26 protein-coding genes and 1 pseudogene are annotated in these 25,946 nt (G+C 71.1%); 13 read left to right on the top strand and 14 right to left on the bottom strand.

Features of this window, described 5'->3' with window-relative positions:
• Positions 1–138: 138 nt before the first annotated feature.
• From ACIBJF_RS28085 to ACIBJF_RS28065, 5 genes are all read right to left on the bottom strand, one after another.
• The gene (locus ACIBJF_RS28085; protein ID WP_399177804.1) at positions 139–441 is read right to left on the bottom strand and encodes a muconolactone Delta-isomerase family protein; all 303 of its coding nucleotides are present in this window, start codon (positions 439–441) and stop codon (positions 139–141) included.
• Between the two features lie 116 nt (positions 442–557).
• Positions 558–1,169: an NAD(P)H:quinone oxidoreductase gene (gene wrbA, locus ACIBJF_RS28080; protein WP_399177802.1), complete on the bottom strand. Its 612-nt coding sequence runs from the start codon at positions 1,167–1,169 to the stop codon at positions 558–560.
• Positions 1,170–1,309: 140 nt separating this feature from the next.
• On the bottom strand, positions 1,310–2,494 hold the full coding sequence (locus ACIBJF_RS28075) for a YbfB/YjiJ family MFS transporter (protein ID WP_399177812.1): 1,185 nt from the start codon (positions 2,492–2,494) through the stop codon (positions 1,310–1,312).
• A 406-nt stretch (positions 2,495–2,900) separates the two neighbouring features.
• Positions 2,901–3,029, bottom strand: coding sequence for a hypothetical protein (locus ACIBJF_RS28070; RefSeq protein ID WP_399177800.1), 129 nt, complete (start codon positions 3,027–3,029; stop codon positions 2,901–2,903).
• A gap of 182 nt (positions 3,030–3,211) precedes the next feature.
• Positions 3,212–4,135 carry a LysR family transcriptional regulator gene (locus ACIBJF_RS28065; protein ID WP_399177799.1) on the bottom strand — a complete coding sequence of 308 codons (924 nt, stop codon included), beginning with the start codon at positions 4,133–4,135 and terminating at the stop codon, positions 3,212–3,214.
• Positions 4,136–4,413: 278 nt separating this feature from the next.
• Here ACIBJF_RS28065 and ACIBJF_RS28060 point away from each other — a divergent pair, with 278 nt between their 5' ends.
• The 4 genes from ACIBJF_RS28060 to ACIBJF_RS28045 all read left to right on the top strand — a co-directional run bounded on the left by ACIBJF_RS28060 (position 4,414) and on the right by ACIBJF_RS28045 (position 6,761).
• The gene (locus ACIBJF_RS28060; protein ID WP_399177797.1) at positions 4,414–5,127 is read left to right on the top strand and encodes an SDR family NAD(P)-dependent oxidoreductase; all 714 of its coding nucleotides are present in this window, start codon (positions 4,414–4,416) and stop codon (positions 5,125–5,127) included.
• 80 nt (positions 5,128–5,207) lie between these two features.
• Positions 5,208–5,825: a TetR/AcrR family transcriptional regulator gene (locus ACIBJF_RS28055; RefSeq protein ID WP_399177795.1), complete on the top strand. Its 618-nt coding sequence runs from the start codon at positions 5,208–5,210 to the stop codon at positions 5,823–5,825.
• A 148-nt stretch (positions 5,826–5,973) separates the two neighbouring features.
• Positions 5,974–6,432: an SRPBCC family protein gene (locus tag ACIBJF_RS28050; RefSeq protein ID WP_399177794.1), complete on the top strand. Its 459-nt coding sequence runs from the start codon at positions 5,974–5,976 to the stop codon at positions 6,430–6,432.
• A complete protein-coding gene (locus ACIBJF_RS28045; RefSeq protein ID WP_399177793.1) occupies positions 6,432–6,761 on the top strand; it encodes a TfoX/Sxy family protein in 330 nt (109 codons plus the stop codon). Before ACIBJF_RS28050 ends, ACIBJF_RS28045 begins: the two co-directional genes overlap by 1 nt.
• 67 nt (positions 6,762–6,828) lie before the next feature.
• Here the strand turns inward: ACIBJF_RS28045 and ACIBJF_RS28040 are convergent, their stop codons facing one another.
• From ACIBJF_RS28040 to ACIBJF_RS28030, 3 genes are all read right to left on the bottom strand, one after another.
• Positions 6,829–7,584 (bottom strand): flavodoxin family protein, encoded by a 756-nt coding sequence (locus ACIBJF_RS28040; RefSeq protein ID WP_399177791.1) that lies wholly within the window; start codon positions 7,582–7,584, stop codon positions 6,829–6,831.
• 591 nt (positions 7,585–8,175) lie between these two features.
• A complete protein-coding gene (locus ACIBJF_RS28035; protein WP_399177789.1) occupies positions 8,176–8,907 on the bottom strand; it encodes a hypothetical protein in 732 nt (243 codons plus the stop codon).
• 258 nt (positions 8,908–9,165) lie between these two features.
• Positions 9,166–10,380, bottom strand: a complete 1,215-nt coding sequence (locus ACIBJF_RS28030) for a PucR family transcriptional regulator (RefSeq protein WP_399177787.1) — start codon at positions 10,378–10,380, stop codon at positions 9,166–9,168.
• A gap of 173 nt (positions 10,381–10,553) precedes the next feature.
• Here ACIBJF_RS28030 and ACIBJF_RS28025 point away from each other — a divergent pair, with 173 nt between their 5' ends.
• Complete coding sequence (locus ACIBJF_RS28025) at positions 10,554–12,872, top strand: molybdopterin cofactor-binding domain-containing protein (protein WP_399177786.1); 2,319 nt, start codon at positions 10,554–10,556, stop codon at positions 12,870–12,872.
• A 9-nt stretch (positions 12,873–12,881) separates the two neighbouring features.
• Entirely contained in the window at positions 12,882–13,358 is a 477-nt protein-coding gene (locus ACIBJF_RS28020) for a (2Fe-2S)-binding protein (RefSeq protein ID WP_399177785.1), read from the top strand.
• 25 nt (positions 13,359–13,383) lie between these two features.
• Here ACIBJF_RS28020 and ACIBJF_RS28015 read toward each other — a convergent pair whose 3' ends face one another.
• Both ACIBJF_RS28015 and ACIBJF_RS28010 read right to left on the bottom strand, forming a co-directional pair.
• Positions 13,384–14,034: a TetR/AcrR family transcriptional regulator gene (locus ACIBJF_RS28015; protein ID WP_399177782.1), complete on the bottom strand. Its 651-nt coding sequence runs from the start codon at positions 14,032–14,034 to the stop codon at positions 13,384–13,386.
• A gap of 80 nt (positions 14,035–14,114) precedes the next feature.
• Positions 14,115–15,065, bottom strand: a complete 951-nt coding sequence (locus tag ACIBJF_RS28010; protein WP_399177781.1) for an alpha/beta fold hydrolase — start codon at positions 15,063–15,065, stop codon at positions 14,115–14,117.
• Between the two features lie 138 nt (positions 15,066–15,203).
• Between ACIBJF_RS28010 and ACIBJF_RS28005 the strand changes: the two genes are divergently transcribed.
• Together ACIBJF_RS28005 and ACIBJF_RS28000 are read left to right on the top strand one after the other, a co-directional pair.
• Entirely contained in the window at positions 15,204–15,851 is a 648-nt protein-coding gene (locus ACIBJF_RS28005; RefSeq protein ID WP_399177780.1) for an HAD family hydrolase, read from the top strand.
• Between the two features lie 45 nt (positions 15,852–15,896).
• Positions 15,897–17,117: an acyl-CoA dehydrogenase family protein gene (locus ACIBJF_RS28000; RefSeq protein ID WP_399177778.1), complete on the top strand. Its 1,221-nt coding sequence runs from the start codon at positions 15,897–15,899 to the stop codon at positions 17,115–17,117.
• 48 nt (positions 17,118–17,165) lie between these two features.
• Here the strand turns inward: ACIBJF_RS28000 and ACIBJF_RS27995 are convergent.
• Positions 17,166–18,083: pseudogene (locus tag ACIBJF_RS27995) on the bottom strand (phosphotriesterase); the annotation flags it as partial.
• Between the two features lie 279 nt (positions 18,084–18,362).
• Here ACIBJF_RS27995 and ACIBJF_RS27990 point away from each other — a divergent pair.
• Positions 18,363–20,072 carry an MFS transporter gene (locus tag ACIBJF_RS27990; protein ID WP_399177777.1) on the top strand — a complete coding sequence of 570 codons (1,710 nt, stop codon included), beginning with the start codon at positions 18,363–18,365 and terminating at the stop codon, positions 20,070–20,072.
• Positions 20,073–20,147: 75 nt separating this feature from the next.
• On the opposite strand, the gene ACIBJF_RS27985 is transcribed toward ACIBJF_RS27990, so the two are convergent.
• Positions 20,148–20,843, bottom strand: a complete 696-nt coding sequence (locus ACIBJF_RS27985; protein WP_399177775.1) for a type 1 glutamine amidotransferase domain-containing protein — start codon at positions 20,841–20,843, stop codon at positions 20,148–20,150.
• Positions 20,844–20,957: 114 nt separating this feature from the next.
• On the opposite strand from ACIBJF_RS27985, the gene ACIBJF_RS27980 reads away from it, so the two are divergent.
• Complete coding sequence (locus ACIBJF_RS27980; RefSeq protein WP_399177773.1) at positions 20,958–21,911, top strand: LysR family transcriptional regulator; 954 nt, start codon at positions 20,958–20,960, stop codon at positions 21,909–21,911.
• A 39-nt stretch (positions 21,912–21,950) separates the two neighbouring features.
• On the opposite strand, the gene ACIBJF_RS27975 is transcribed toward ACIBJF_RS27980, so the two are convergent.
• Positions 21,951–22,430 carry a hypothetical protein gene (locus ACIBJF_RS27975; protein ID WP_399177772.1) on the bottom strand — a complete coding sequence of 160 codons (480 nt, stop codon included), beginning with the start codon at positions 22,428–22,430 and terminating at the stop codon, positions 21,951–21,953.
• Positions 22,431–22,720: 290 nt separating this feature from the next.
• Between ACIBJF_RS27975 and ACIBJF_RS27970 the strand changes: the two genes are divergently transcribed.
• Positions 22,721–23,362, top strand: coding sequence for a phosphoribosyltransferase (locus ACIBJF_RS27970; RefSeq protein WP_399177770.1), 642 nt, complete (start codon positions 22,721–22,723; stop codon positions 23,360–23,362).
• 36 nt (positions 23,363–23,398) lie between these two features.
• Positions 23,399–24,811, top strand: coding sequence for an RtcB family protein (locus ACIBJF_RS27965; protein ID WP_399177768.1), 1,413 nt, complete (start codon positions 23,399–23,401; stop codon positions 24,809–24,811).
• A 67-nt stretch (positions 24,812–24,878) separates the two neighbouring features.
• On the opposite strand, the gene ACIBJF_RS27960 is transcribed toward ACIBJF_RS27965, so the two are convergent.
• Positions 24,879–25,337: an archease gene (locus tag ACIBJF_RS27960; RefSeq protein ID WP_399177766.1), complete on the bottom strand. Its 459-nt coding sequence runs from the start codon at positions 25,335–25,337 to the stop codon at positions 24,879–24,881.
• A 183-nt stretch (positions 25,338–25,520) separates the two neighbouring features.
• Here ACIBJF_RS27960 and ACIBJF_RS27955 point away from each other — a divergent pair, with 183 nt between their 5' ends.
• Positions 25,521–25,946, top strand: coding sequence for a CBS domain-containing protein (locus ACIBJF_RS27955; RefSeq protein WP_399177764.1), 426 nt, complete (start codon positions 25,521–25,523; stop codon positions 25,944–25,946).

Raw genomic sequence — 25,946 nt, 5'->3', positions numbered from 1 at the left:
CTGACGGCGATCCGGCTATCCCTGCCCTGCTCCGCAGGAGTCCGATTCCTCCCCGGCCTGAAGGCCGGGGCATCCTCGGAGGAACCCGGTGAACGGGCCGCACGGGCGGCACCCGTCGGTGAGCGTTGCCTCGCCGGATCAGGCGGTGCGGCCGGTCGGGCCTGGGTCGTTGGGGTGCGGCTGCAGGGCGGTGACCACCGCGGTCATCCAGGGCCACAGGGGCAGGGTTGCGAGCACCTTCTTGCGCAGATCCGCCTCGTCGTCGGCGCGCCAGACACCGATGCTGCGGAGTTCGCCCACCGGGCGCCACAGCCGGACCAAGTGGCCTGCGGAGGCGAGCTCCTTCGCCCGGACCGCCTCGGCGGCGCGGCGCCGGCCGACCTCGGCGGGGTCCGTGCCCTCGGGCACGGTGGTGGTGAGCTCGACCAGGAACTCGTTCATGGCTCATTCCTCTCTCGAATCTGTGGGGGGACGGGGCACCACGCCGCCGAGGGCGGTGGCGCCGCCCGTCGGGGCCACCGGGGCGGCCCCGACAGGCCCCGCGTCCAGCGGGTTGATCAGGCGGCGACCTTGAGCGAAGCGGCGATCTTCACAGCGCGCTCGGCCTGGATGCGGGCGGCGGTGCGGGTGGTGTCGTCCACGGGGTTGTTGCCCTGGGCATCGACGTGCGAGGTGCCGTAGGGGTTGCCGTCGGTGAACTTGGCGGGGTCGGTGAAGCCGGGGCTGACGGTGATGCCGCTGAAGTGGTGGATGGAGTTGTAGAGGGCCAGCAGGGTCGACTCCTGGCCGGCGTGGGCGGTGGCGCTGGAAACGAAGCCGCTGTAGACCTTGTCGGCCAGCTTGCCCTGGGCCCAGAGGCCGCCGAGGGTGTCGATGAACTGCTTGAGCTGAGAGGAGACGTTGCCGAAGCGCGTGGGGGTGCCGAAGAGTACGGCGTCGGCCCACTCGATGTCCTCGGGGGTCGCCTCGGGGATGTCCGCGGTGGCGGCGTGGTTGGCGGCCCACGCGGGGTTGGAGTCGATGGCCGCCTGGGGGGCGAGCTCGGCGACCTTGAGCAGGCGGACCTCGGCGCCGGCCTTGACGCCCGAGTCGCGGAGCTCCTTGGCGATCTCGGTGATCGTGCCGGTGGACGAGTAGTAGACGACGGCGAGCTTGACGGGGGTGGCCATGGGGGTTCTCCAGAGTGCCGGTAGGGGTGGTCGTCAGCACGACCGGTCCGTGAATAGTAGACCGGTCGGCTAGTTTCGGCTACAGATGATCGGCACAGGCGTGCATTTTCGTGGGGTTTCTGCGGGCGAATACCGGTTGGTCACTCGGCCGCCCGGGCCACGGCGGCGTCGGGGGAGGCCAGTCGGCGGTCGGGGGCGGGGTCCGGTCGCCGGGCCGCCTGACCCTGCGTCGGCATGTGGTGCGGGAATCCGATACGGAGGACCAGGGCGGCGAGCGCGGCGGTCAGGACGACGGCGGCGGCCAGGATCAGGGCCTGGTGGTAGCCGTGGTGGAGCAAGGGGGCGGCGACCAGTGGGCCGAGGATCTGGCCGACCGAGTATCCGGCGGTCAGCAGCGCCACGGCGCGCGGGAACCGCAGGTGCGCGCCGGCCGCGAGGGCCAGTGTGCTCACGCCGATGAAGGTCGACCCGAAGAGCACCGCGGAGATCAGTGCGGCCGCGACCCCGCCCACCAGCGCGGGCAGGGCGATGCCCACGGCCTGCACGCCGAGCGCGGCGAGCAGCAGGTCGGGGCGGGACCATCGGCGTCCCAGAGCGGCCCACAGCGCCGAGGACGGAACGGCCGCCAGCCCCACCAGCACCCAGGCGCCGCTGCCGATCCAGCCGGGCGAGGTCTGCTCGATGGCCGCGACCAGGAAGGTGCCGGCGATGATGTAGCCGATGCCCTCCAAGGTGTAGGACGCGAACAGGGTGCTGAACCAGCGATGGGTGCGCGGCCCGGACTTGTTCCCGCGCGTTCCCGCCGCGGACGGAGCCGACCGGGGGGCGGGCTCGGGTCGCAGGCCCCAGGCGACGAGGGTGAGTGCGGCCGCAAGGGCTGCGGAGGCCCACCACGCGGCCCGCCAGGTGCCGACCGTACGCAGCACCAGGACGAGCAGGCCCGACAGGGCGATCCCGGCGCCCACTCCGCCGAACGCCCAGCCGGGCAGGTGGGCCGGGTGGTCGCGCAGATGGCTGAGCAGCGAACTGGCCGCGATGACGAAGATCAGCGCGCTGAAGACTCCCGCGCCCAGCCTGAGCAGCACCCACACGGTGGTGGAGTGGGCCAGCGGCATGGCGGCCAGCGAGGCGACCAGCGCCAGGAGGCTGCCGCGCAGCACGGCCGCGGAACGCACCAGCCGCGGCAGGAAGGTTCCGGCGAGAGCACCGACCAGGTATCCGACGTAGTTGGCGGTGGCCAGGTTCGCCCCTGCCCCGGCCGACAGGCCGGCCTGTGCGTGCATCAGCGGGAGGATCGGGGTGTAGACGAAGCGGCCCACACCCATGCCGGTCGCCAGCGCGGCCGCAGCCCGCGCGACGTGGCCCCAGGGCGAACGGGTCCCGCCTTTCGCGGTGGCAGCCGGGTCTCGCGGATGGGTTGCGGTCATGCGGTCAACCTCGGGGGATGCTCGATGGATCGGTCGGAACAGCGGGGGCCGGCGAAGTCGCGCGAGGCGGTCACCGACTGCGGGCCGCTGCCCGGGGCTTCGTGATGACGCGCCGTCGGTTTCCCATGGGCCCAGACTGCGCCCACCGCCTGGGCGGACTCCAGGACCGGCTTCCTCCGCGCTGGGAGCCTCGGTCTCCCAGGGCTGCCGAAGCCTCCGGCGGGGCCGCCGCGCCGGACAGCTCCCTGGGGCGCGGCAGGATGCCGCGCCCTTGTGGCGGTGGGGTGCCGGTTGGTGCCGGCGTTCAGTAGCGGGCGCCGACGGGGGCCGGGAGGGCGTCGAGGTCGGCGAGGGAGGCCGGAGGAAGCTGGACCTCCGCGCCGCCGGCGTTGTCGGCGTCGGGTCCGTGGGTGCTCAGGGTGGTGGTACGCATGCTGTGTTCTGCCTTCGTGTCGGAGCGGGATGTCGTGACCGGCACGCTGATTGGCCGACCGGTCGACTACTCGTACGCAGGGGGGCGGGCAGAGGGAGTCAAAGGTCAGGAGCGCTTGGGCCGAGACCTGTTTCCTCGTCTGTGAGAGGCCCGGACTCCCAGCGCACGTCGGCGCCGCACGCTTACCGCTTGTACGGATCGTCGTCCGGAAGCCAGGCGTCGGGGTCGTGGATGCCGAGGTCGCCGACGCCGTCCGTCAGCGCGTCGACCGTGTTCAGTACGGCCGTACGCGCCTCGCTGCGCCGCCACACCAGCGACCAGGTCCAGTAGACCTTGGGTCCGACCACGGGACGCGCGACCAGTCCGGGCGGCAGCGGAGTGGACTGGCCCTTCGGTGAGTTGAGAATCGGCCGGCGCGATCGGCGCACATGATCGAAGAACGCCGGCCCTGTGACGCCCCCGTCGGAGATGTGCGCCGCGTGCGCGCCGGTGTCGTGGACCAGCTGCTGGGCGTAGGCGTTCCAGGAGGGCCATGTGGTGGCGTCGGCGTCCAGAAGGACGGCGATGTCCCGGGCACGGACCTCATCCGCCTCCTGGCCGACGGAGACCGCGTACAGGCGGTCGGCGCCGATGAGCCGGGAGCTCAGATCCTTCGCGTCCAGGTCTTCGCGGCGGACCCAGCACACCGCGAGGTCGAGGCTGCCCTCGGCGACCCGGGCGGCTTGCGTGTGCGAGGGCGCGACCCAGGGATCGACATGCACATGCGCCGCGGTCGAAGCCCGCGCGGTGAGGTCCGGGGGCAGCCAGCTGACATAGCCGAGCCGGACCGGCGCCGAGCCGGCCATCCTCGCCGCCCGCCGGCGCAGGTCGTCGGCGCTGTCCAGAAGGGCGCGGGCGTGCGGGAGGAGCGCTGCTCCGGCCGGTGTGAGGGCGACCGAGCGGCGGTCCCGGTCGAACAGGCGCACCCCGAGGTCGCGTTCCAGCGCCTTGATCTGCTGGGACAGGGAAGGGCCGGCGATCAGGAGCCGGCCTGCGGCCCGACCGAAGTTCAGCTCCTCGGCGACCGCGAGGAAATACCGCAACTGGCGCAATTCCACCCTCGCCATGCTACGCGCGCTGAGAGGGCGAACCTACCAGTGCGCCTTGGCTGCCCGAGCCGTCACCCTCTCTTACGGCGACAATGGGCACAGACGCCTCTGGACCACGAGCGTTCCGAGACGTGTTTCCTCCCATCTGAGAGGTGCGGGCTCCTATCGCAGGTCGGAGGCCTGACGCGGGATCCGCGGCCGGAAGCGTCCCGGAAGATAGTCGACCGGTCTACTGGTTCACTGTGACGACCGGCCGAGAGAGTCGGTCCCGACAATCACTCGCAAAGAAGGTCATGATGAGCGTTTCTGCCCAGAAGGTCGTTGTCATCACCGGTGCGTCGCAGGGCATAGGCGCCGGGCTGGTGGATGCCTACCGCAAGCTCGGTTACGCCGTCGTCGCCACCTCGCGCGGCATCGCCGCCTCCGAGGATCCGAACGTCCTCACCGTTCAGGGCGACATCGCCGACCCGGCGACCGCCGAGCGTGTCATCGCCGCCGGGCTCGAGCGCTTCGGTCGCATCGACAGCCTGGTCAACAACGCCGGCATCTTCGTCGCCAAGCCCTTCACCGAGTACACGCGGGAGGACTACGACACGGTCACCGGCGTGAATCTGACCGGGTTCTTCCGGATCACCCAGCTCGCGATCGAGCAGATGCTCCGCCAGGGCGGCGGACACGTCGTCCAGATCACCACCAGCCTGGTCGACCACGCCTATTCCGCGGTCCCCTCGGTCCTGGCCTCCCTCACCAAGGGCGGCCTGCAGTCCGCCACCAAGTCCCTGGCCATCGAGTACGCCGCCCGAGGCGTCCGCAGCAACGCCGTCGCGCTCGGCATCATCCAGACTCCCATGCACGCGGAGGGGGCCCACGAGACGCTCGCCGCTCTGCACCCGGTGGGGCGGATGGGCGAGATCGGAGACGTCGTCGACGCGGTCGTCTACCTCGAGAACGCGCCGTTCGTCACCGGAGAGATCCTCCACGTCGACGGCGGCCAGAGCGCCGGCCACTGACGCGTCCTCCCCGGGCGCCGTACCAGACGCCCGGGAGCCACGGCGCCTCGGACTAGACGACCGGTCGTACACTTGCCCTCATGGGACGCACCAGTGATGCGAGGGAGAAGATTCTCACCGCCGCGCAGTCGCTCATCGAGCTGCGTGGCTACTCGGCGCTGGGTGTCGCCGAGATCTGCAAGGCCGCCGGCGTGCCCAAGGGGAGCTTCTACTACTTCTTCGAGTCCAAGGAGTCCCTCGCCCTGGCCGTCCTCGACGAGCACTGGGAGGCCCAGCGCAGTGACTGGGCCCGGGTGCTGCGGGGCGAGGGGGAGCCCCTGTCGCGGCTGCGCCGGCTGTTCGAGGAGACCGAGGCCGGCCTGCGGGCGGGGCAGCAGAGCTGCGGAACCGTCTCCGGATGCATGTTCGGCAACCTCACCCTGGAGCTGAGCAACCAGACCGAGCCCATCCGCGAGCGCCTGCAGCAGATCTTCGGCGCCCAGGTGGAGATGGTCGAGAAGGTCATCGCCGAGGCCCGGGAGCGTGGGGAGGTCACCGTCGGCGACACCCATGAGGCCGCCCGGTCGATCGTCGCCCAGCTGGAGGGCCAGGTGCTGTTCGCCAAGCTCTACAACAACACCCAGCACCTGCAAGCCCTGTGGGAGAACTGCCTGTCGCTGCTCTCCGCGCGCCCGGACACGGCCGCCGTCGGTCCCTGACCGCACGGTCGGCGCGCCCTTCGCCGCCTGCCGGATCATGTTCTTCTCCAACGGCGAGGAAAACGCGGCCGGTTGTCTCGTCGGACTCGCCGCAGGTGGAATGGCACGTCGGCGCGCGTCCGCGGGCGTCGGCTGGGATCCTGGCTCCATGGCCATCGATGTGACGGTACGGCGTGTGATCCCGCTACCGCCCGGGCAGGTGGCCGCCTACGCCATGGACTGGCGCCACGACGCCGAGTGGACCCAAGGGATCCGCACGGCCGAGCTGACCCGGCCGGCGGACGGCGGCGGGTTCGGCGTGGGCGCCGAGGTCACGCGTACGGCGTACTTCCTCACCCGGCGCATCCACTATGTCCTGCGCGTGGCGGCCTATGAGCCGCCGCGGCTGCTCGACATGACCTCCGTCGCCGGCCCGATGCCGATGCATGTCACCTACTCCTTCGAGCCCCACCCGCGCGGCACCCTGGCCCGCATCCGTGTCCGAGGAGGACCCGGCGGCCTCTGCCGTCTCGCGGCTCCCCTGCTCGCCCGCCAGGTCCGCGCCAGCCTCACCAAGGACCTGCGCGACCTCGAGCGCCGGCTCAACGGGCGGGAAGGGGACGCGTGATGGCGTACGACGAAGGGCTGGCCGAGCGCATCCGGGAGCGGCTGGGTACGGACCCTGGGATCACCGAGAAGCGGATGTTCGGTGGCATCGGGTTCCTCCACCGCGGCAACATGGCCGTCGGCGTGACCGGCGACGACCTCATCGTCCGGGTCGGCTCCGAAGCCATGGACGCGGCTCTGGCCCGGCCGGGTTCGCGGACCTTCGACATGACCGGTCGCCCGATGCGCGGCTGGGTCGTGGTCGCGGGCTCCGCTGTCACGGAGGACGACGTGCTCGGCCGGTGGATCGGTGAGGGCCACGCCTTCGCGGCGAGTCTGCCGCCGAAGTAGAGGCACGCCGTCGCAGGGGATCCGCGGCCGGACCGGCCACTCGCAGGATCATCGGGCAGGGGCACGCCTACCGGTGCTCGGGGTTCTCGTAGTCGCGTCGGCAGCCGGCGTCCCATGCGGTGCGCTGGTTGCCGTAGGCGGGAATGCCGCCCAGGTCCTTCAAGGCACGGGCGAGGTGGAGCAGATTCCAGGTCATGAAGGTGGTGTTGCGGTTGGTGAAGTCGTTCTCCGGGCCGCCCGAGCCGGGGTCGAGATAGGAGGGGCCGGGGCCCGCCTCGCCGATCCATCCGGCGTCCGCCTGGGGAGGGATGGTGTAACCCAGGTGCTGCAGGCTGTAGAGGACGTTCATGGCGCAGTGCTTGACGCCGTCCTCGTTGCCGGTGATCAGACAGCCGCCCACGCGGCCGTAGTACGCGTACTGGCCCGCCTCGTTGAGCAGGCTGGAGCACGCATAGAGGCGCTCGATCACCTGCTTCATCACGGAGCTGTTGTCGCCGAGCCAGATGGGCCCGGCGAGCACCAGGATGTCGGCCGCCAGGACCTGCCGGTACAGGTCCGGCCAGGCGTCCGTCTCCCAGCCGTGCTCCCGCATGTCGGGCCAGACCCCCGTGGCGATGGCATGGTCCACCGCGCGTACGACGTCGACGTGCACCCCCTGCGCGTCCATGATGGCGGTGCAGCGCTCGACCAGGCCCTGGGTGTTGCTGGTCTCCGGCGAGCGCTTGAGGGTGCAGTTGATCACCAGGGCCCGCAGGTCGTCGTACCGGGCTGGCGGTGTCTCGGCGGCGGGCGACGAAGCGGTCACACGGTCCTCCCAGAGCATTGCCGGCGCCCCGTGCGCGGCGACTCGTCCTACCCCTCCCCAGCGTGCGGGCGCGCCGCGGCGGCCGCCACCACAACGCCTCCGAATGGCCCCGGCGGCACGGGTCGAGAAAACGCGGCAGGCCGCACGGGGAAACGTGGCGGGGCCCGGGAGTCGTATCCAGCTCCCGGGCCCCTGGGGTTGCCACCCAATTGCGCACGCCGGCGGCGTTTAAGAGGACGGATCAGTCATCATGCCGTCGTGTTCTTCCTTTGAACTACCGCAGCACGTCAGAGCTGCAGGCGAGATTCGAACTCGCATCCGACGGCGTCAGCCCGGCCTCGGTCGATCCGGCGATCGGCGGCGATGCTGAGACTGGAGCGAGAGTCTGAGATTGACCGCGGCTGCCTCTGCCATGTTGGGCTACCCCGGCTCGTCGCACGTACTGTGCCGGGGGAAGGACTCGAACCTTCACTGTCACCGTGTCTTCAGGCTGAACTTCAGTGTCAGCTTGCGCTCATCACGCGGACCAGGCCTCAATCCGGCCCGCGCCTGTTGCGCACCCCCGCGCTCGCACGCGGGGGCGATTGTGGATGCCACCCGTGGCCGGCGTCAGCCGAGCAGGTAGCCGAACACCGCGGCGCCGACCCGCTGGTCGGTGACCTCGGCGCCGTTGGCCTCCTCGCGGGCGAACTTCACCGCCTGCTGGAGCTTCTCGACGCGCTCCACCAGCTCGTTCACCCGCCGCGCCGGGAGCGCTCCGGAGAACTTCACGGTCGTCCAGTACCCGATGGGCACGTCCTCGTAGTACACCTCGACCTGCGCCGGGTGCTTGTCGGTGGCCTCCGCCTTGACATGGTTGCGCGGCACCTTCTTGGTGCGGATCGTGCGCACCGCGTCCGTCTTCCACCAGTCCGTGGACGGGTCGTGCGACCAGGACTCGGCGGCATCGAGGGTGGGGAGCTTCCTGACGAACGTGTGCAGGTCGGTGAGCTGCTTCTCCAGGAAGAGGAGATAGCTGACCGGGACGTCGGTGAGGATCGTCCGGCCGTCGACCGTGACGTCCGCGCGGGCGGTGCAGTTCGCCCAGTCCTTGGTGGCGGTCACGTCGAAGAGCCGGGTGAGCGACGCGGACATCTCCCGCAACACGTCCTCCGCCTGCACCTGTACCCGCGTGGACTCCGGCGGCAGCTGCTCGCCCTCCTCGTCCTTCGGCTGGTACGTACGCGAGATACCGGCCAGCAGTGCCGGCTTCTGCACCTTGTGGTGCGCCGCGGTGATGTCCTGGAGCGACTTGCTCTTGACACCCTTCTCGACAGCGATGATCTGGTTCAGCTTCGCCACTTCGGGTCCCCCTTCGAACAGGCAGGAACGTACCTGACCGGCCCGAAGGCGCGCACTTCCTTTTCGCACGGCGGGAGGGGTGGACCCGACGAGCCGGCCAGACATGAACCTGCGGCCGACCGTGGACCGCACCGCCGACTGGCGAGGCAGCGGCGGCCCGTCCGCTACGTCCCCGCATCCTGTGACGGCCCACCACGCGCGCCGCCGACGGCACCGGGCCGCTCGTCGTCCGCGCGCGCGTGGTGGGGAAGGCCGGGCTCAGTCCGGCGTGCCGCGCCTGTCGCCCGAGCCCGGCCGCCCACTCTGGCGTACGGCCTCGAGGGCGATGTACAGCTCGGCGGAGGCCTCCGCGTCGGTGGTGCGGCGGCCGGTCAGCTCGGCGATGCGGTTGAGGCGGTACAGGACCGTGTTGCGGTGGCAGTGCAGGCGGCCGGCCGCCGCCGTCGTCGACCCGCCGCAGGCGAACCAGGCGTGCAGGGTCTCCAGCAGGGTCACCTGTTCCTGCGGGGGCAGGGAGAGAAGCCGGCCGAGGACCGCCCGGGCGACCTCCTGCGCCATGTCGGGGGCGGCGGCCGCCAGGAGCGACACCGGCGCGCTGCCGTAGAGATGGGTGCCGCCCGTGTCGTGCGGCAGGCACTGCACGGCGAGTTGGGCCTGCCGCCAGGCCGCCGGGGCGTTCACGGGCGAGGTGAAGGCGCGGCTGACCCCGACCCGGGACAGCGCGATGTCGGACAGGCGGTCGACCGCATGCGCGACTGCCTGCTCGTTGGGGAGGGACAGCAGGCCCACCCAGGCGCCTATCGGCTGGATCCACTCGGAGCCGATTCCGGCGGCACCCAGCCGGCTTCGCACGCTGGGCAGGGGCTCGACCCCGTCGTGGACCTCGGCGCAGACCACCAGGAAGGGGCCCTGCCGGTCGAGGTCCAGGACCCGCGCGATCTCCCAGGCGCTCGCGCTGGTACCCGCCCTGCCGTCCAGCAGGGTGGTGAGCATCATGCTCCGGGCCGTGGTGTCCCGACGCGACTGTTCCTCGACGGCGGCCCGGTAGGCGTCGGCGGCCGCACTGGAGTAGTCGTCGATGGCCGCCCAGATGTCGGAGGCCATGTGCAGCAGCTGGACGGTGCTCTCCTCGTCCACGGCGGTCGCGAGCAGCCGGTCCCAGACGAAACGGCCGGCCAGCCGGTAGGCGTGCAGCAGTGCGGCCAGCGGGACGCCCTGTGCCGCCTTCAGCCGTCCGGCGGCGCGGGGCGCCTGAAGCGTCGTGGGCCGCCCCTGCAGCGCCGCGAACATCGTGGTCAGGTTGTCGCGCACCACGGTGCGCAACTGGTCCCGGACGAGCGGCGTGCTCTCGGCGTACGAGTGCTCGCCTCCGAGGATCTCGTCGGTGAGGTCCTCCGCGAGCCGGTCCACCTCGGTCAGCAGGCGGCCGACCAGTTCGACGATCCGGTCGGCGGCCATCGGCTGCGTCGTCACGGGCGCAGTGTAGTCCGGCGGGACTGTGCGCCGGCACAGCCCCGCGTCGCCTTTTCCCGCCCCCCGCCTATGGCCGAAACCCGTTCCGAGCGGTGGAATCACCGGCGGCGTGTCTCACCGTACTCAAGCGGATCGGGCATGTGCACAAGTCGTGGCGGATCGAAGGAGATCGCATGGACAACTGGGGGCACGCACCCGGTACGGCCGGGATGGGGCGCCGGAGATTCCTCGGGTACGTGCTGGCCGCCTCGACCCTGACCGTGGCCGCCGAACTCGGTGAGGCCGTGCTCGCACCCGAGGAGGCGGCGGCCGTCGTCCCCTCCGTGCCGGGTCCGGCGGAGATCTACGACCTCAACGACATGCTCACCGACGCGGCACTGCCGACGGCGAACCTGATCACGATCCGGATCGACAGCGACGGCACGGCCTCCTTCGGGCTGCCCCGGGCGGAGGTCGGGCAGGGCATCACGACGTCCAGCGCCATGCTGATCGCCGAGGAACTGGACCTGCCGCTGGATCGGGTCCGGGTCACGCTCGCGGACGCGCGCCCGGAGTTGCTGTTCAACCAGCTCACCGGTGGCTCCAACACCACCATCTCGACGTTCACACCGATCCGGGTCGCCGCCGCGGTGGCCCGGGGCCGGTTGTTGCGGGCGGCGGCCCTGGAGCTGGGGGAGGCCCTGGGCACCCTGACCGCCAAGGCCGGGGTCATCACCTCCTCGGCCACCGGACGCAGTCTCACCTACGGTGAACTCGCCGAGAAGGCGGCTGCGGTGACCTCCAGTCAGGTGTCGGTCGCCCTCAAGGAGGCCGCGGAGTTCGCCGTCATCGGCACCGCGCAGCGACGCATCGACGCGCGGGACGCGGTGACCGGACGCAAGAAGTTCGCCATGGACCTGCACATCCCCGACGCCCTGCCGACGATGGTGTGCCGGCCGCCGACGATCAACGGCACTGTGCGCTCGGTGGACAACCCGGCCGAGGTGCGGGCGATGCCCGGCATCACGGACGTCGTGGCCGTCTCCACCGGAGTCGCCGTCCGGGGCCGTACGTTCGGTCAGTGCATCGACGCCGTGCGCGCGCTGAAGGTCACCTGGGGCCCCGGAACGGCCGACGCGCACAGCGACGACACCGTCCGCGACGAACTCCGCGAGGCCGAACTCCCGCTTCCCGCCCTGGGCTTGCTGACGAAGTCGGTCGACGCCCGGTTCACCTTCCACTTCGCGAGCAACAGCGCGCTGGAGACCAACTGCGCCATCGCCGACGTACGAGAGGACTCGGCCGAGATCTGGGGGAGCCTGAAGTCCCCGATCACCGCCCAGGAACAGATCGCGCTGAAGCTGGGACTGCCGGTCTCCGCGGTGCGGGTCCATGTCACCGAGGGCGGCGGTTCCTTCGGGCGGAAACTCTTCCACGACGCCGCCGCCGAGGCCGCCGAGATCTCCAAGGCGATGGGCAAGCCGGTCAAGCTCATGTGGCACCGCACCGACGACTTCCGGCAGGGCCGCACCCACCCGATGGCCACCTCGCGGGTGCGCGCCACCTACGCGCTCGGCCAAGTGCTCACCTACGACCAGCGGCACACCTCCGTCGCCACCGACTTCGGCCACGGCGTCGGCGAGATCATCACCGCGCAGGCCGCGCGGCTGCCCGTCGGCGATCTCACCTTCTCCGAGACGATCTTCGCGCTCAGCCAGCAGACCCCGTACGACTTCGGTGTCGTCACCCAGGTGCTGGGGGAGACCGACAAGGGCTTCAACACCGGCTCGATGCGCAACATCTACTCGCCCAACGTCCGCTGTGCGCAGGAGCTGGTCGTGGATGAGCTGGCCAAGAGGATGGGAAAGGACCCCTACCGGTTCCGCCGGGACTTCCTCAAGGACGAGCGGGCGCGGGCCGTCCTCGACAAGGTGGCCGACGTCGGGAACTGGGGCCGGGCCATGCCCGCCGGTACGGCGCAGGGTATCGCGCTGCATCCCGAGTACCACGCCTGCGTCGCCGTCCTGGCCGAGATCGACTGCCGCCCGGAGACCACCGGCCGCACGGTCCGCGACGCCTACACCGGCCCGCGCGTGACCAAGGTCGTGTGCGCCGTCGACGTGGGTCTGGCGGTCAACCCGCGCGGTCTCGAGGCGCAGATGATGGGCGGCATCATGGACGGCATCGCGATCACCCTCAGCTCCGGCCTCCATCTCGACCACGGCCACTTCCTGGAAGGAAGCTGGGACAACTACTTCTACACCCGGCAGTGGAACACCCCGCCCGAGCTGGAGATCGTCGTCATGCCGCCGACCACCGGACAGCCCGGCGGTGCGGGCGAGCTGGCCGTGGCGGGTGCGGCCGCCGCCGTGGCCTGCGCCTACGGCCGCGCCACCGGCACCATGCCGACGAGCTTCCCGCTCAATCACGGCGGACCGCTCGGCTTCGAGCCGCTGCCCACCACGCCGCCGATCCCCGCGTCCCCCACCGACGGCCTCGACCGCGCCTTCTAGGAGACCCCCGTGCCCGAACACACCTTCATCCTCAACGGCAAGCGGGTGACCGTCGACATCGAGGACGACGTCCGGCTGCTGTGGGTGCTCAGAGACGTCCTCGGCGTCACCGGACCCAAGTACGGCTGCGGGCTGGGCGTCTGCCAGGCCTGCACCAGCCACATCAACGGCAAGGCGTTCAACCCCTGTTCGGTGCTGGTGAAGGACATCGGCACCGATGACGAGATCACCACCATCGAGGGCCTGCCCGGCACGGTCGGCGAGGACCTGCACCCCATGCAGGAGGCCTGGCTGGAGTACGACGTCGCCCAGTGCGGCTACTGCCAGCCCGGTCAGATCATGACCGCCGTCGCCAAGGTCCGCCAGGCCCGCGAGGAGGGCCGGGAGATCACCGAGGCCGACCTCGACGAGATCCGCAACGTCTGCCGGTGCGGCACCTACCACCGCATACGGCAGGCGATCACGGCCGGCGCGAAGAAGTACTGAGGCGCCGTGCTGTCGCTCGCCGGGCCTATTCGGGGCCGGCGGGCTTCAGCTGGAGTGCGTTCTCCCAGATCTTGTTGAGCGTGGTCACCAGCCGTTCGAAGGGGATGCGCTGCCCGAGCACGAACACGCTGTAGGCCATGCGGCTCACCATGCCGGACAGGGCGTGGGCCGTCACCAGCGGATCGAGCGTGGGGTCGGCCTCGCCGTCGTCCTGCAGGGCGCGGATCATCTTGGCGTTGCGCCGCGCGAAGGCGTTGCCGCGTTCGATGCGCAGCGCCCGGAAGTTGTCGTCGATGTGGGCGACCTGCTCGAACAGGGCCATCAGGCGCGCGTTCTTCTTGTAGGAGCGCAGATAGTCACGGTTGGCCGCGTCGATGAGCTGCCGGGTGTCCGTGATGCCGGTGCGCTCGCGCAGGTGCGGGTGGAGCATCTCCTCCTGCACGATCTCCACGAGCGCCCGGAAGACGTCCTCTTTGTCGTTGAAGTAGGTGTAGAACGAGCCGGACGCGACATGGGCGGCCGCGGTGATGTCGGTGATCCGGGCGTCGAGATAGCCGTCGCGCTCGAAGACCTCGCGCGCCGCGGCGATGAGCGCGTTGCGCGTGCGCTCGCCCCGTGGGCTGCGCGGGGCGAGCGGTTGCCGGGAGCCGTCATGAGCCGGGGCCTGGGAAGCCAATGCAGTCCATTCGCCGTCGTTCGCATGCAGGTGGCAGCCGATGATAGTCGCCGCCGGGCGGATCGGCCCCGGCAGCCGCCTCACGCTCCCGGGCCGAGGGATCCCAGGAACCGGAGCAGCGCCGCGTTGACCTCCTCGGGCCGCTCCTGCTGGACCCAGTGACCGGCACCCTCCAGCACGACGTGCTCACGCAGGTCGGTGAGGACCGTCCCCAGGCCTTCGGCGGGCATGAACCGGGCGACGGGATCCCGGGAGCCGGTGAGGAAGAAGGACGGTCGTGTGATGGGGCGGCCCTCCAGCTCGCGGGTCAGCGCCCAGTTGCGGTCCATGGCGCGGTAGTAGTTGAGGCCGCCCGTGAAACCGGTCTCCTCGAACGTCTCGACGTAATAGGCCAGCTCGTCCTCGCCGAGCCACGGCGGCGGCGCGAGTTCCGCCTCGTCGCGGGACGCCCATTCGGCGGAGTAGATCTCCCGTGCGACGAGGGTCCTGCGGACGTTCCGCGCCAGCGCCCGGTCCGCGACTCCGGGCTCCTGGAACCAGACCATGTAGAAGTCGTCGCCCAGACGCGAACGAAGGACGGGCAGCGGCGGGACGGGCGAGCGCGGGGTGGCGGGGACGCTCATGCCGACCACGGCACGCACCCGTTCGGGGTGCAGCCAGGCCATGTGCCAGACGACGCTCGCCCCCCAGTCGTGTCCCACGAAGACCGCGTCCTCGGCGCCCACGTCGTCCAGGAGGCCCGCGAGGTCGGCGCACAGGTTCACCACGTCGTAGGCCTCGACGTCCTGCGGCCGTGAGCTTCCTCCGTAGCCGCGCATGTCGGGCGCGAGGACCCGGTATCCGGCATCGGCCAGTGCGAAGACCTGATGGCGCCAGGAGAAGGCGAGCTCCGGGAAGCCGTGGCACAGTACGACGGGCGGTGTGCCGGGCCTGGGCTCGCCGTGCTCGAAGACGCGCAGGGTGATGCCGTTCGTCGCGACATCACGCGGCTCGAGGCGCTCCCAGTCCGCGCGTGAAGCCTTCGTCGTCATGTGCCACCACACCGCCAATCGGCTGATCCCGTTGAGCCGAATGGGCCTGCTCAACGGGGACTTGAGAGTATTGAACTTGACGTTGGATTCAACTATACAGGGTTGTGGCCCCGCGCACCGACGGGACGAGGAGGTCACATGGCGCCGTCCGGGACCCGCACCGCCGTCCTGTTCGACTTCGGAGGGGTGCTCACCACCAGCGTGCTCGCGGCCTTCGAGCGGCTGGGGGCCGACCTGGGCTGTGATCCACGGCTGCCGCTGCGGCTCCTGGCCCGGGACAGGGCGAGCGGCGCCCTGCTCGCGGCACACGAGGAGGGCCGGATCGGCGAGCTGGAGTTCGAGCGGGGCTTCGCCGAGCGGCTCCGTGCCCACGGAGTGGCGATCGACCCTGCCGAGCCGGGCATCGTAGGCCGGATCCAGAACGCCATGCAGCCCGACCGCGCCATGATCGAGCTCGTCGCGCGGGTGAGGGACGCCGGGTATCGCGTCGGGCTGCTGTCCAACTCGCTCGGCGACGACTGCTACGCCGGTTTCGACCTGCCGGCCATGTTCGACGCCGTCACCGTCTCGGGAGAGACAGGCGTCCGCAAACCCTCGCGCCGGGCCTACGAGATCGCCTGCGAACGGCTGGGCGTCCGCCCGCTGGACGCGGTGATGGTGGACGACCTGGAGCAGAACATCAGCGCCGCCGAACGCGCGGGTCTCACGGGGATCGTGCACACGGACGCCGTAGCGACCGCCGCAGCGCTGAAGTCCGTACTGGGCCCGTCCGCACAGACGCGGTGACCTTCCTCAGTTCCGTAACCACCACGAACCCACCGAGGTGAAACCGTGTTCCAGGCGACCGACAGGGCCAAGGCCTACCAGGAGAAGCTGCTCGCCTTCATGGACGAGCACATCTACCCCGCAGAGCCCGTCTACGAGGCGCAGATGGCGCAGTCGGGTGATCCGCACTTCCATCCTCCCGTCCTGGAGGAGCTGAAGGCCGAGGCCAGGAAACAGGGCCTGTGGAACCTCTTCCACCCGCATCCCGAGTGGGGACCGGGCCTGACCAACCTGGAGTACGCCCCGCTGGCCGAGATCATGGGCCGCAGCCCGCACCTGGCGCCGGAGGCCACCAACTGCAACGCCCCGGACACCGGGAACATGGAGGTGCTCACGCTCTTCGGCACCGAGGAGCACAAGGAGAGGTGGCTCAGGCCGCTGCTCGCCGGCGAGATCGCCTCCGCGTTCGCGATGACCGAACCGGCCGTCGCCAGTTCCGACGCGCGCAACATCCAGCTGCGCATGCGGCGCGACGGCGACGACTACGTCCTCGACGGACGCAAGTGGTGGACCTCCAACGTCCTGCACAAGAACTGCAAGGTCCTCATCGTCATGGGCAAGACCGACCCGGACGCGCCCAGCCACCGTCAGCAGAGCATGATGGTCGTGCCGCTGGACACCCCCGGCGTCACCGTGGTGCGCAACCTGCCCGTGTTCGGTTACCAGGACCGGGAAGGCCACGGCGAGGTCCTCTTCGAGAACGTGCGGGTACCCTCCACGGCCCTGCTCAGCCGCGAGGGCGACGGCTTCATGATCAGCCAGGCCCGGCTGGGTCCCGGGCGCATCCACCACTGCATGCGCACCATCGGCATGGCCGAACGGGCACTGGACCTGATGATCGACCGGGCCCAGCAGCGGACGACGTTCGGGGCCCCGCTCGCCGAGCGGGCCAACGTCCAGGACTGGATCGCCGAGGCCCGTATCGAGATCGACATGGCCCGGCTGCTGACCCTCCAGGCGGCCCATCTGATGGACACCGTGGGCAACAAGGAGGCGCGGACCGAGATCGCCGCCATCAAGGTGACCGCACCGGACATCGCCCTCAGGGTCGTCGACCGCGCCATCCAGGTCCACGGCGGAGCCGGCGTCTCCGACGACTTCCCCCTGGCCAGCATGTACGCCCACCTGCGCACCCTGCGCCTGGCGGACGGCCCCGACGAGGTCCACAAGCGGACCATCGCCCACCGGGAACTGCGCCGTCGTGAGGCCGAGCGAGGCCCGAGGTGAGCGCAGGACGTGTCCTTCCGAGGGCTGTGGGCGCTCGCGACGGAGCCCTCAGCCCTCGAAGTAACGGCGCGGGTTGACGCGGAGAATGGTGTCGACGTCGTCCTTCGACACGCCCTTCGCCAGCAGGGCCGGCAGGACGTCTTCGCTGATGTGCCGGAAGTTCCACCGGGGGGCGAGCGCGGCGCGGTCGACGGCGCCGAACCAGTCGATGTGGCACGCGGCGTCGTGCGAGATGGTGATCCGGTCGGTGTAGCCGCGACGCACCAGCTCGACGATGGTGTCGACGCGCTCCTCGGTGGACAGCACCGCCTCGACGCCGAACCGGTCCATACCGAGGAAGGACCCGGCATCGGCGAGCCGCATCAGCTGGTCGAGGTCGGTGGAGTCCCCCGCGTGACCGATGACGACCCGGGTCAGATCCACGCCTTCCTCGGCGAGGACACGCTGCGCGAGAAGACCGGACTCGGTGTGCGCGTTGGTGTGCACGGTGATCGGCGCGCCCGTGCGCACGGACGCCCGGCCCACCGCCCGCATCACCCGCTCGACCCCGGGCGTGAGGCCCGGCTCCTCGATGGCGCACTTGAGGAACGCCGCCCGCACACCGGTGTCCGCGATGCCCTCGGTGAGATCCTTGACGAACAGGTCCACCAAAGGGTCCGGCATGTCGAACATCAGCCCCGGTCCGGTGTAGTGGAACTGGAACGGCACGTCGTTGTAGGTGTAGAGCCCGGTCGCCGGGACGATGTTCAGATCCGTGCGGGCGGCGATCTTCTGGATCCGGGGGATGTACCGCCCGAGGCCCAGCACGGTCGGATCGAGGATGGTGTCGATGCCCAGCTCCTTCAGTTCGGTCAGCTGGGCGACCGCGGCGTCGACGACCGCCTGCTCCTCCCAGTCCGCGTAGTTCTGCCGGAACTCCTCGCCCACCACCACGACATGCTCGTGGACGAGGACGTTGCCGAGCTCGCTGGAGTCGACCGGGCCCCGGACCGTTCAGACCTCCGTCATCGATCCGCCCTTCCGGTGTTGACGTCGGGTTCAGGATGAGCCGAGCGTGCCGCCGCCGGAACCGGCCGTCAAGGATCGCGGCACGGATATTGAAGGTGGATTCACCTTCGAATACCGTCGACTGCCTAGCGGGAGGAGCCGTGGGACGCGGCGGTGCCCCCGCGCTCCGCATCCGCAGATGCTCGCTGCCCTGGTGCAAGTACGGGCGACACGACCCACCGACACCCTGGAGCCGTCATGAGCACGATTCCGTCCGCCACGGGCGAGGCCGCCACCACACCTGATTCCGCCCAGGCCCGACCGAGTGCCCTGAGACGCCTGTGGCGCCGTCAACTTCCCGCCTACCCGGCACCCTTGGCCCGCTACAGCTGCCTCGCGATCGTCGTCCTGTCGACGATCGTCCTCTACTACGCGCTGTACATCCAGTACGGCGTCGGCACGTCGATCATGGCCGAATTCCACATGAGCTTCCTGTACTTCGTGTGGATGTCCGTCATCGGCAACGCCGTGGGAGCCGTCGCCTCACTCGTGGCCGGCCTCGCCGACCGATGGGGCCGAGCCAATCTCGTCGTCTACGGCCTTCTGGTGGTCGGCGCCCTGATGCTCGCGCTGCCGCACGCCCCGGACAAGGGTACCTATCTGGCCATGTTCGAGGGGATCTACTTCGTCGAGGGCCTGGTGCTGGTGGCGACCCCGGCACTGATCAGGGACTTCTCACCCCAGCTCGGCCGGGCCGGCGCGATGGGTTTCTGGACGATGGGTCCGGTGGTCGGCTCGCTCGTGGTCACCGTCGTCACCAGCGCGACCCTCGACTCCACGTCCTGGCGCGACCAGTTGCGGTTCGCGGGTCTCGCCACGCTCGCCGTGTTCCTGCTCGCCCTGTTCGGACTGCGCGAACTCTCCCCGCGGCTGCGGGACCAGCTCATGGTGAGCGTGCGCGACCGCGCGCTGATCGAGGCGCGGGCGCGCCGGCAGCCGGCGAACCCCAGCCCGTCAGGGCACTGGCGGCAGATGCTGCGTCCCGACGTCGTCGGGTCGGCGTTCGCGATCAGCGTCTACCTGCTCCTCTACTACTCCGCGGTCGGCAACCTGGTCATCTACTACTCGACCGTGTTCGGCTACACCGAGCAGCGGGCCAACGCCCTCGCGAACTGGTACTGGGCCAGCAACGCGCTAGCACTGGTGCTCGTCGGCCTGCTCTCCGACAAGCTCGGCGTACGCAAGCCGTTCATGCTCGTCGGGGCGGTCGGGTCGATCGTGGTGACCTCGCTGTTCGCCCTCGCCGCGACGGACAAGGACACCGGCTACTACCACTTCGCCGCACTGTTCGTCGGCATCGGCGTGTGCGCGGGACTCACCTACGCCCCGTGGATGGCGAGCTTCACGGAGACGGTAGAACGGCGCAATCCGGCGGCCACGGCGACGGGACTCGCGGTCTGGGCATGGCTCCTGCGGGTCGTGGTGACCGTCTCGGCCGCGTGTGTTCCCGTGGTGGTCACCTCGGTGACCCCGCTGGTGGAACACGGCGCCGAGGTGCAGGCCGCCGCCGGCGCGGCGGCACCCGCGCGGCGCGTGATCAGCGCGCATCCCGCCCTCTTCGCCGAACTGGAGAAGTACCGGGCGGGTGAGGTTCCCGCCGGCCTCCAGGCGCGCGCCCTGAAGGAGGTGGGCGCCGCGGACCTGGCGCTGGTGAGCGAGGCCCGGCCCGCGCTGAGCACGCTCCGCCTCCACGGGGCCGAGGTCGCCCAGGCGGCGGACGAGGGTCCCGGGCAGTGGCAGACCTGGTGGTGGGTGTGCGTCGGTGGCCAGGCCGTCTTCCTGCCGCTGATGTTCCTGATGCACGGGCGCTGGAGCCCGAGACGGGCACGGCAGGACGCCGAGGAACACCGGCGGTCCGTCGAACGGGAACTGGCACTGCTGGAAAGCCCGGGCATGCGGACGGAATGAGGGAGGCATCGCCTGGCACGGGCGGCGCGCGCGGTTCGTCGTCCGCGCGCGCCGCCCGTGGGACACGCCCCTGGTTCAGCCCAGCTTCTTCAGCAGCTCGGCGGCGAGCGGGACCGAGGAGGCGGGGTTCTGACCGGTGATCAGGTTGCGGTCGACGACCACGTGGGGCGCCCACGGCTCGCCGACCCGGACGTCGACGCCCGCCTCTTCGAGCCGCGTCTGCAGCAGCCACTTGGCCCTCTCTGCCAGGCCCGCCTGCATCTCCTCGGCGTTGGTGAACGCGGCCACCCGGTAACCGGCGAAGGCGTTGGAACCGTCGCTCTTCTCGGCGGCGAGCAGCGCGGCCGGGCCGTGGCAGACCACGCCCAGCGGCTTGCCGGAGGCGAGGGTGTCGATCAGGAGCCCGCCGGAGGTGGCGTTGACGGCGAGATCCTCCATGGGGCCGTGGCCGCCGGGGTAGAAGACGGCGTCGTAGTCGTCCAGGCGGACGTCCTCCAGCCGGATCGGGTTCTCGATCTCGGCCATGGAGGCGAGGACGGCGGCGATCCGGTCGGCGCCCTCCTGGCCGCCGTTGACCTCGGGGGCGAGGCTGCCCCGGTCGACGGCCGGAACGACACCGCCGGGCGTGGCGACGACGATCTCGTGACCGGCGGCCTTGAACGCCTCGTACGGGGCGACGGCCTCCTCGGCCCAGAAGCCGGTGGGGTGCTTGGTGCCGTCGGCCAGCGTCCAGTGGTCGACGCCGGTCATCACGAACAGGATCTTCGACATGGTGCTTCTTTCGGAAGGAGCTGACATCGCTCTCGAACGTAGGGCCCCGAGCCATTTGTTTCCAATGAGCACTCCAATGTCAGGCATAGGAACTTCAATGGCTACATTTGATGCGTGAGCGATACCGACTCCGGTGACAGGTCCCCGGCTCCGCGCCCGGCCGTTGCCCCGCACCCGCTCGATCTGAACCTGCTGCGCACCTTCCTCGCGGTGTACCGGTCGGGTTCGTTCACCGGTGCGGCACAGCTGCTGGGGCTGTCGCAGCCGACGGTGACGACACAGATGCGGACCCTGGAGCGGCAGACGGGGCGGGAGCTGTTCGAGCGGCTGCCCCGCGGGGTCGCGCCGACGGCCGTGGCCGACGAACTCGCGGTGCGCGTCGCGCCGGGGCTCGACATGCTCGCCGCCGTGGCCGGCCCGGACACGGCGGAGGGCCGTACGGCCGATCCGGTGCACCTCGCCGGTCCCGCCGAGTTGCTGTGCACCGGCGTGCTGCCCGCGTTGGCGCCGCTCGTGGCGGACGGGGTGCGGCTGCGGGTTGCGACGGGGCTGACCGACGCGCTGCTCGACGAGCTGCGGGCGGGCCGCCACGACCTGGTGATCGCCACCCACCGCCCCCGGGGCCGTACGCTGTCCGCGGTGGCGCTGGCGGACGAGGAGTTCGTGCTGGTGGCGGCGCCCTCATGGGCCGAGCGGCTGAAGGAGCCGCTCGCCGCCGAGGGCCCCTCGGTCCTGCACTCGGTCCCGCTGGTGACATACGCCGAGGATCTGCCCATCGCCCGCCGCTACTGGCGTCACGTCTTCGGGCGCCGGCTCTCCTGCCCCGCCGCCGTCACCGTGCCCGACCTGCGCGGAGTGAAGGCAGCGGTCGTTGCCGGCGCGGGCTTCACGGTGCTGCCCCGCTATCTGTGCGCCGACGAACTGGCCTGCGGGGCCCTCGTCCTGCTGCACGAGCCCGACGACCCCCCGATCAACACCGGCTACCTGGTCCAGCGACCGGGCGTCCCCGGCAACCCGGACGTGGTCCGCGTCCGCGACCACCTTCTGCGGGCCTTCCGCGGCGAGTGACGACCGGGACACGGGGCACCGCCGGGTCCCGGAACGGGCTCAGCGCTTCCCGTCCGGACGCCTCCCTTCGGCCGCGGGCAGGGCAGGAGGGGTGCTCCCGGGGGAGGTCTCCTCGGCGACCGGAACCGGCTGCCGGTAGCGCGTGGAGGTGTCGATCCTCGGTGCGGTCCGGCCGAGCCGCTGAGCCGTGGCCCGCGCCTCGTCGTCGTCCGGCACGGACACGGCGAGGAGCCGGAAGGGGGCCCAGGGCCGCAGTTCGACGACCACGACGGGCCTGCCCGGCCGCAGGGCCACGAAGTCCGTCCCGCCGGGATGGCCGCGCGTGCCGACGGACCAACCGCCCGGAATCCAGGTGCCGCGCTGCCGGACTCCGCGCAGGGCGCGCCACCACTCGGCTTCGGCCGTCACCCGGCACACCGCAGTCAGCGGCACCCGCACATCACCGTGGCGGGCGGCCACCCGCTGCCACCACGACAGGTGTAGGACCAGGTCGTCCCCGTCGACGAGAATGCGTGCCATCTTCTCAGCTCCTCCGTTCCATACTCGTCGCTCCTCCCAGCGGCTGCCGGATACCGCCGCGGGCGCTGCCGCTGGTCACCCGACCCCGGAGCCGCAGTCCCGTCGGCGCGTCCGGTGTCGTCGCGGCCCGGCCCGGGTACCCGGCCAAGGCCCGGAGCGAGGTGCCGTGGTGTCCGTCCGGTCGTCCGAGTGCGAGCAGGCGCACCTGCCCCCGGGCGCGAGCCGTGGTACGACCGCACGCCGTGGCCCGGCGACGAGCACGGCGCAGGTGTGGAAGGAGTCGACTGGGCATGCGGTTTCATGATCGCGTCCATGCCGGCCGGGAGCTGGCCGAGCGGCTGCGCATCCGGCAGGAGGCGGGGGCGCTGACGCATCCGGTCGTGCTGGCACTGCCGCGCGGCGGGGTGACGGTCGCCCGCGAGGTGGCGCGGGCACTGGAGGCACCGCTCGACGTGCTGGTCGCGCGCAAGATCGGCGCGCCCTTCCAGGAGGAGCTGGGCGTCGGCGCGCTCGCGGGTGACGATCCTCCGCTGTTCGACGACCGGACCCTGGACGAACTCGGTCTCGACGTGACGGCCCTGGACGACGTGGTGGAGCGGGAGCGGGCGGAGCTGCACCGCCGGGAGGAGCGGTACCGGCAGGGCCGTCCCGCGCCCGAGCTGCGGGACCGTACCGTCATCCTGGTGGACGACGGGGTGGCCACGGGGGCGACCGCGCGGGCGGCCCTGCGCTGGCTGCGCCGGCAGGAGCCGGAGCGGGTGGTGCTGGCGGTTCCGGTGTGCTCCCCGCAGGCGTCCGAGCTGCTGCGCGGCGAGGCCGACGAGGTGCTGTGCCTGCAGCGGCCGACCGTCTTTCTGGCCGTGGGGGAGTGGTACGAGGACTTCGAGCAGCTGACCGACGACGACGTGCTCGCCGTGCTGCACGGGCAGTGACCCCGGGGGGCGCGCCGAGCCGGAGCGGAGACCGCGATGGAGCTGGTCGAGGAACGTTCCTTCCGCTACCGCATCGAGCCGCACGCAGGCATGCGCGTGCCCGGGATCGTGTTCGCCTCCCGGGAGCTGCTCGCCGACGCCGAGCAGTCCCTGGAGCAGGTCGTGCACGTGGCCACGCTGCCCGGCATCGTCACCGCCTCCTACGCCATGCCGGACATCCACTGGGGGTACGGCTTCCCCATCGGCGGTGTCGCCGCCACCGACGTGGACGCCGGCGGGGTGGTCTCGCCGGGCGGTGTCGGCTTCGACATCTCCTGCGGGGTGCGGCTGCTGGCCGCCGACTGCGACGCCGACACGCTCCGGCCGGCGCTGACCGCGGTGATGGACGGCCTCGACAGGGCGATCCCGCGCGGCGCCGGCCCCGGTGGCGTATGGCGGCCCGACGGCCCCGGCGAGCTGGAACGGCTGCTGGCCGGGGGCTCCCGCTACGCCGTGGAGCGGGGCCACGGGGAAGAGCGCGACCTGCTGCGCTGCGAGGACGGCGGCGCGGTCGCCGACGCGGACGTGACACAGGTCGGGGAGCGGGCCCGGGAGCGGGGCCTCGGTCAGGTGGGCAGCCTGGGCTCCGCCAACCACTTCCTGGAGGTGCAGCAGGTCGCCGAGGTGTACGACGGCCCGGCCGCGGCCGCCTTCGGGATCGAGCCGGGTCAGGTGTGCGTGATGATCCACTGCGGCTCGCGCGGGCTGGGGCACCAGATCTGCACCGACCATGTGCGGCTCATGGACCGCGCCATGGCCCGCTACGGCATCTCCGTGCCCGACCGGCAGCTCGCCTGTACGCCGGTCGACTCGCCCGAGGGGCAGGACTATCTCGGGGCCATGGCAGCGGCCGCCAACTACGGCCGAGCGAACCGGCAGTTGCTGTCCGACGCGGCACGCGGCGTGTTCCGGCGCACCGCCGGTACCGGGCTGACGCTGGTGTACGACGTCTCCCACAACCTCGCCAAGATCGAGAACCATCCCGTGGACGGTCAGCGGCGGCGGCTGTGCGTGCACCGCAAGGGCGCCACCCGCGCCTTTCCACCCGGACATCCCGAACTGCCCGAGGACATCAGGGAGTTCGGGCAGCCGGTGCTGATCCCCGGCACCCTCGGGACGGCCTCGTACGTGCTGACCGGCGTGTCCGGGGGCGACGCCTTCCACTCCACCTGCCATGGTGCGGGCCGCACCATGAGCCGGCATCAGGCCGCGCGCAGCATCACCGGCAGCGAGCTGCGGACCCGGCTGCGTCAGGCCGGCATCGCCGCGCGCCCGAAGTCCTGGCGCGGCCTGACGGAGGAGACGCCGGAGGCGTACAAGGACGTCGACGCCGTCGTCACCGCGAGCGAGGGGGCGGGACTGTGCCGGAAGGTCGCCCGGCTGGTGCCGCTCGGGGTGGTGAAGGGCTGACGGCGGTGGCCGGCGGCTCACGGCCTGGGCCGACGGCCGCCCGTGCGGCAGGGGTGCGCGGGTGCGGTCACACGTCCACGATCACCGTGCAGGACCATCCGTACGCGTCCGGAGCGATGTGCAACTCCTGCCAGGAGACACCCTTGGGTGCGGCACCGATGACGGTGACGTCCGCGAGGTCGGCGAGCGACAGCCGTACCGCCAGTCCTCCGTCGAAGGTGGGTTCCGCCTCCACGTCGACGGGGATCCGGCCCGCCACCTCCAGCCGGTAGACCACTTCCTCCAGCAGCGCGACCAGCAGGTCCGCGTCGTCGCCGGGGGCGAGACGGACCCGTTCCATGGTGGCCGGATGCGCCCCGGACACATCGGCGAAGGCCTCGACCATGGCGCGCACGGCCTCGGTCAGGCACTTTTCCCGGGTCGTTCCCCAGGCCTGCAGACGGGTGTCCGCGGTGTGCGGCATCGAGCGATGACCGTTCTCGCCCTCGCGCCGTGCCCGTAGTTCGTCGCTGATGTCACCCACCATGGCCGCCGTGATCCCTTCTCCGGCCCCCCTCGGGTTCCATCGTCACTCGCCGGGCGCGGCGGCGCCATGTCTGCTCCTGTCCGACCGGTACCGGCGGCGGGAAAGGCGGTTTGCCCGCGCCGTCCCGGGCTACGCGGGCGGGCGAGGCGAACGCCTCACCATCTCGGATCCGGGAGGTGCCCGATGACACGGCGGATACGTGAGGTCATGTCGCCCGGCGCGGTGGCGGTGGAGCCGATGACCACGGTGGAACGGGCGGCGCTCCTCATGCGGGAGCACGACATCGGCGACGTCCTGGTCGCCTACGACTGCGATCTGTTCGGTGTGCTCACCGACCGCGACATCGTGGTGCGGACGCTTGCCGCGGGACTGGACCCGCACACCACCACGGTCGGCAAGGTGTGCAGCCGGCCGCCCGTGGTGACCCTGACACCCGAGGACACCACCGACCAGGCCGCCGAGCTGATGCGCCGGCACGGCCTGCGCCGGCTCCCCGTCGTGGAACACGGCGGCTGCCCGGTCGGCTTCATCAGCCTCGGCGACCTCGCGGCCGTCGAGGACCCGCACTCGGCGCTCGGGGAGATCAGCACGGCGAAACCCAACCGCTGA

The sequence above is a fragment of the Streptomyces sp. NPDC050743 genome (assembly GCF_044456925.1).
Lineage (GTDB): Bacteria > Actinomycetota > Actinomycetes > Streptomycetales > Streptomycetaceae > Streptomyces.
Note: the sequence above shows the minus strand (reverse complement) of the source record. Positions and strands in the feature narration are given on the sequence as shown.

Excerpts from the sequence above, each read along its gene's own strand:
- ACIBJF_RS28005 (WP_399177780.1), top strand. The coding sequence starts at position 15,204 with ATGGCGCCGTCCGGGACCCGCACCGCCGTCCTGTTCGACTTCGGAGGG.
- ACIBJF_RS28060 (WP_399177797.1), top strand. The coding sequence starts at position 4,414 with ATGAGCGTTTCTGCCCAGAAGGTCGTTGTCATCACCGGTGCGTCGCAG.
- ACIBJF_RS28045 (WP_399177793.1), top strand. The coding sequence starts at position 6,432 with ATGGCGTACGACGAAGGGCTGGCCGAGCGCATCCGGGAGCGGCTGGGT.
- ACIBJF_RS27985 (WP_399177775.1), bottom strand. The coding sequence starts at position 20,843 with ATGTCGAAGATCCTGTTCGTGATGACCGGCGTCGACCACTGGACGCTG.
- ACIBJF_RS28055 (WP_399177795.1), top strand. The coding sequence starts at position 5,208 with ATGGGACGCACCAGTGATGCGAGGGAGAAGATTCTCACCGCCGCGCAG.
- ACIBJF_RS28050 (WP_399177794.1), top strand. The coding sequence starts at position 5,974 with ATGGCCATCGATGTGACGGTACGGCGTGTGATCCCGCTACCGCCCGGG.
- ACIBJF_RS27960 (WP_399177766.1), bottom strand. The coding sequence starts at position 25,337 with ATGGTGGGTGACATCAGCGACGAACTACGGGCACGGCGCGAGGGCGAG.
- ACIBJF_RS27955 (WP_399177764.1), top strand. The coding sequence starts at position 25,521 with ATGACACGGCGGATACGTGAGGTCATGTCGCCCGGCGCGGTGGCGGTG.
- ACIBJF_RS28085 (WP_399177804.1), bottom strand. The coding sequence starts at position 441 with ATGAACGAGTTCCTGGTCGAGCTCACCACCACCGTGCCCGAGGGCACG.
- ACIBJF_RS27990 (WP_399177777.1), top strand. The coding sequence starts at position 18,363 with ATGAGCACGATTCCGTCCGCCACGGGCGAGGCCGCCACCACACCTGAT.
- ACIBJF_RS27975 (WP_399177772.1), bottom strand. The coding sequence starts at position 22,430 with ATGGCACGCATTCTCGTCGACGGGGACGACCTGGTCCTACACCTGTCG.
- ACIBJF_RS27970 (WP_399177770.1), top strand. The coding sequence starts at position 22,721 with ATGCGGTTTCATGATCGCGTCCATGCCGGCCGGGAGCTGGCCGAGCGG.
- ACIBJF_RS28040 (WP_399177791.1), bottom strand. The coding sequence starts at position 7,584 with ATGCTCTGGGAGGACCGTGTGACCGCTTCGTCGCCCGCCGCCGAGACA.
- wrbA (WP_399177802.1), bottom strand. The coding sequence starts at position 1,169 with ATGGCCACCCCCGTCAAGCTCGCCGTCGTCTACTACTCGTCCACCGGC.
- ACIBJF_RS28065 (WP_399177799.1), bottom strand. The coding sequence starts at position 4,135 with ATGGCGAGGGTGGAATTGCGCCAGTTGCGGTATTTCCTCGCGGTCGCC.
- ACIBJF_RS28075 (WP_399177812.1), bottom strand. The coding sequence starts at position 2,494 with ATGGGTGTGGGCCGCTTCGTCTACACCCCGATCCTCCCGCTGATGCAC.
- ACIBJF_RS28010 (WP_399177781.1), bottom strand. The coding sequence starts at position 15,065 with ATGACGACGAAGGCTTCACGCGCGGACTGGGAGCGCCTCGAGCCGCGT.
- ACIBJF_RS27965 (WP_399177768.1), top strand. The coding sequence starts at position 23,399 with ATGGAGCTGGTCGAGGAACGTTCCTTCCGCTACCGCATCGAGCCGCAC.
- ACIBJF_RS28025 (WP_399177786.1), top strand. The coding sequence starts at position 10,554 with ATGGACAACTGGGGGCACGCACCCGGTACGGCCGGGATGGGGCGCCGG.
- ACIBJF_RS28070 (WP_399177800.1), bottom strand. The coding sequence starts at position 3,029 with ATGCGTACCACCACCCTGAGCACCCACGGACCCGACGCCGACAACGCC.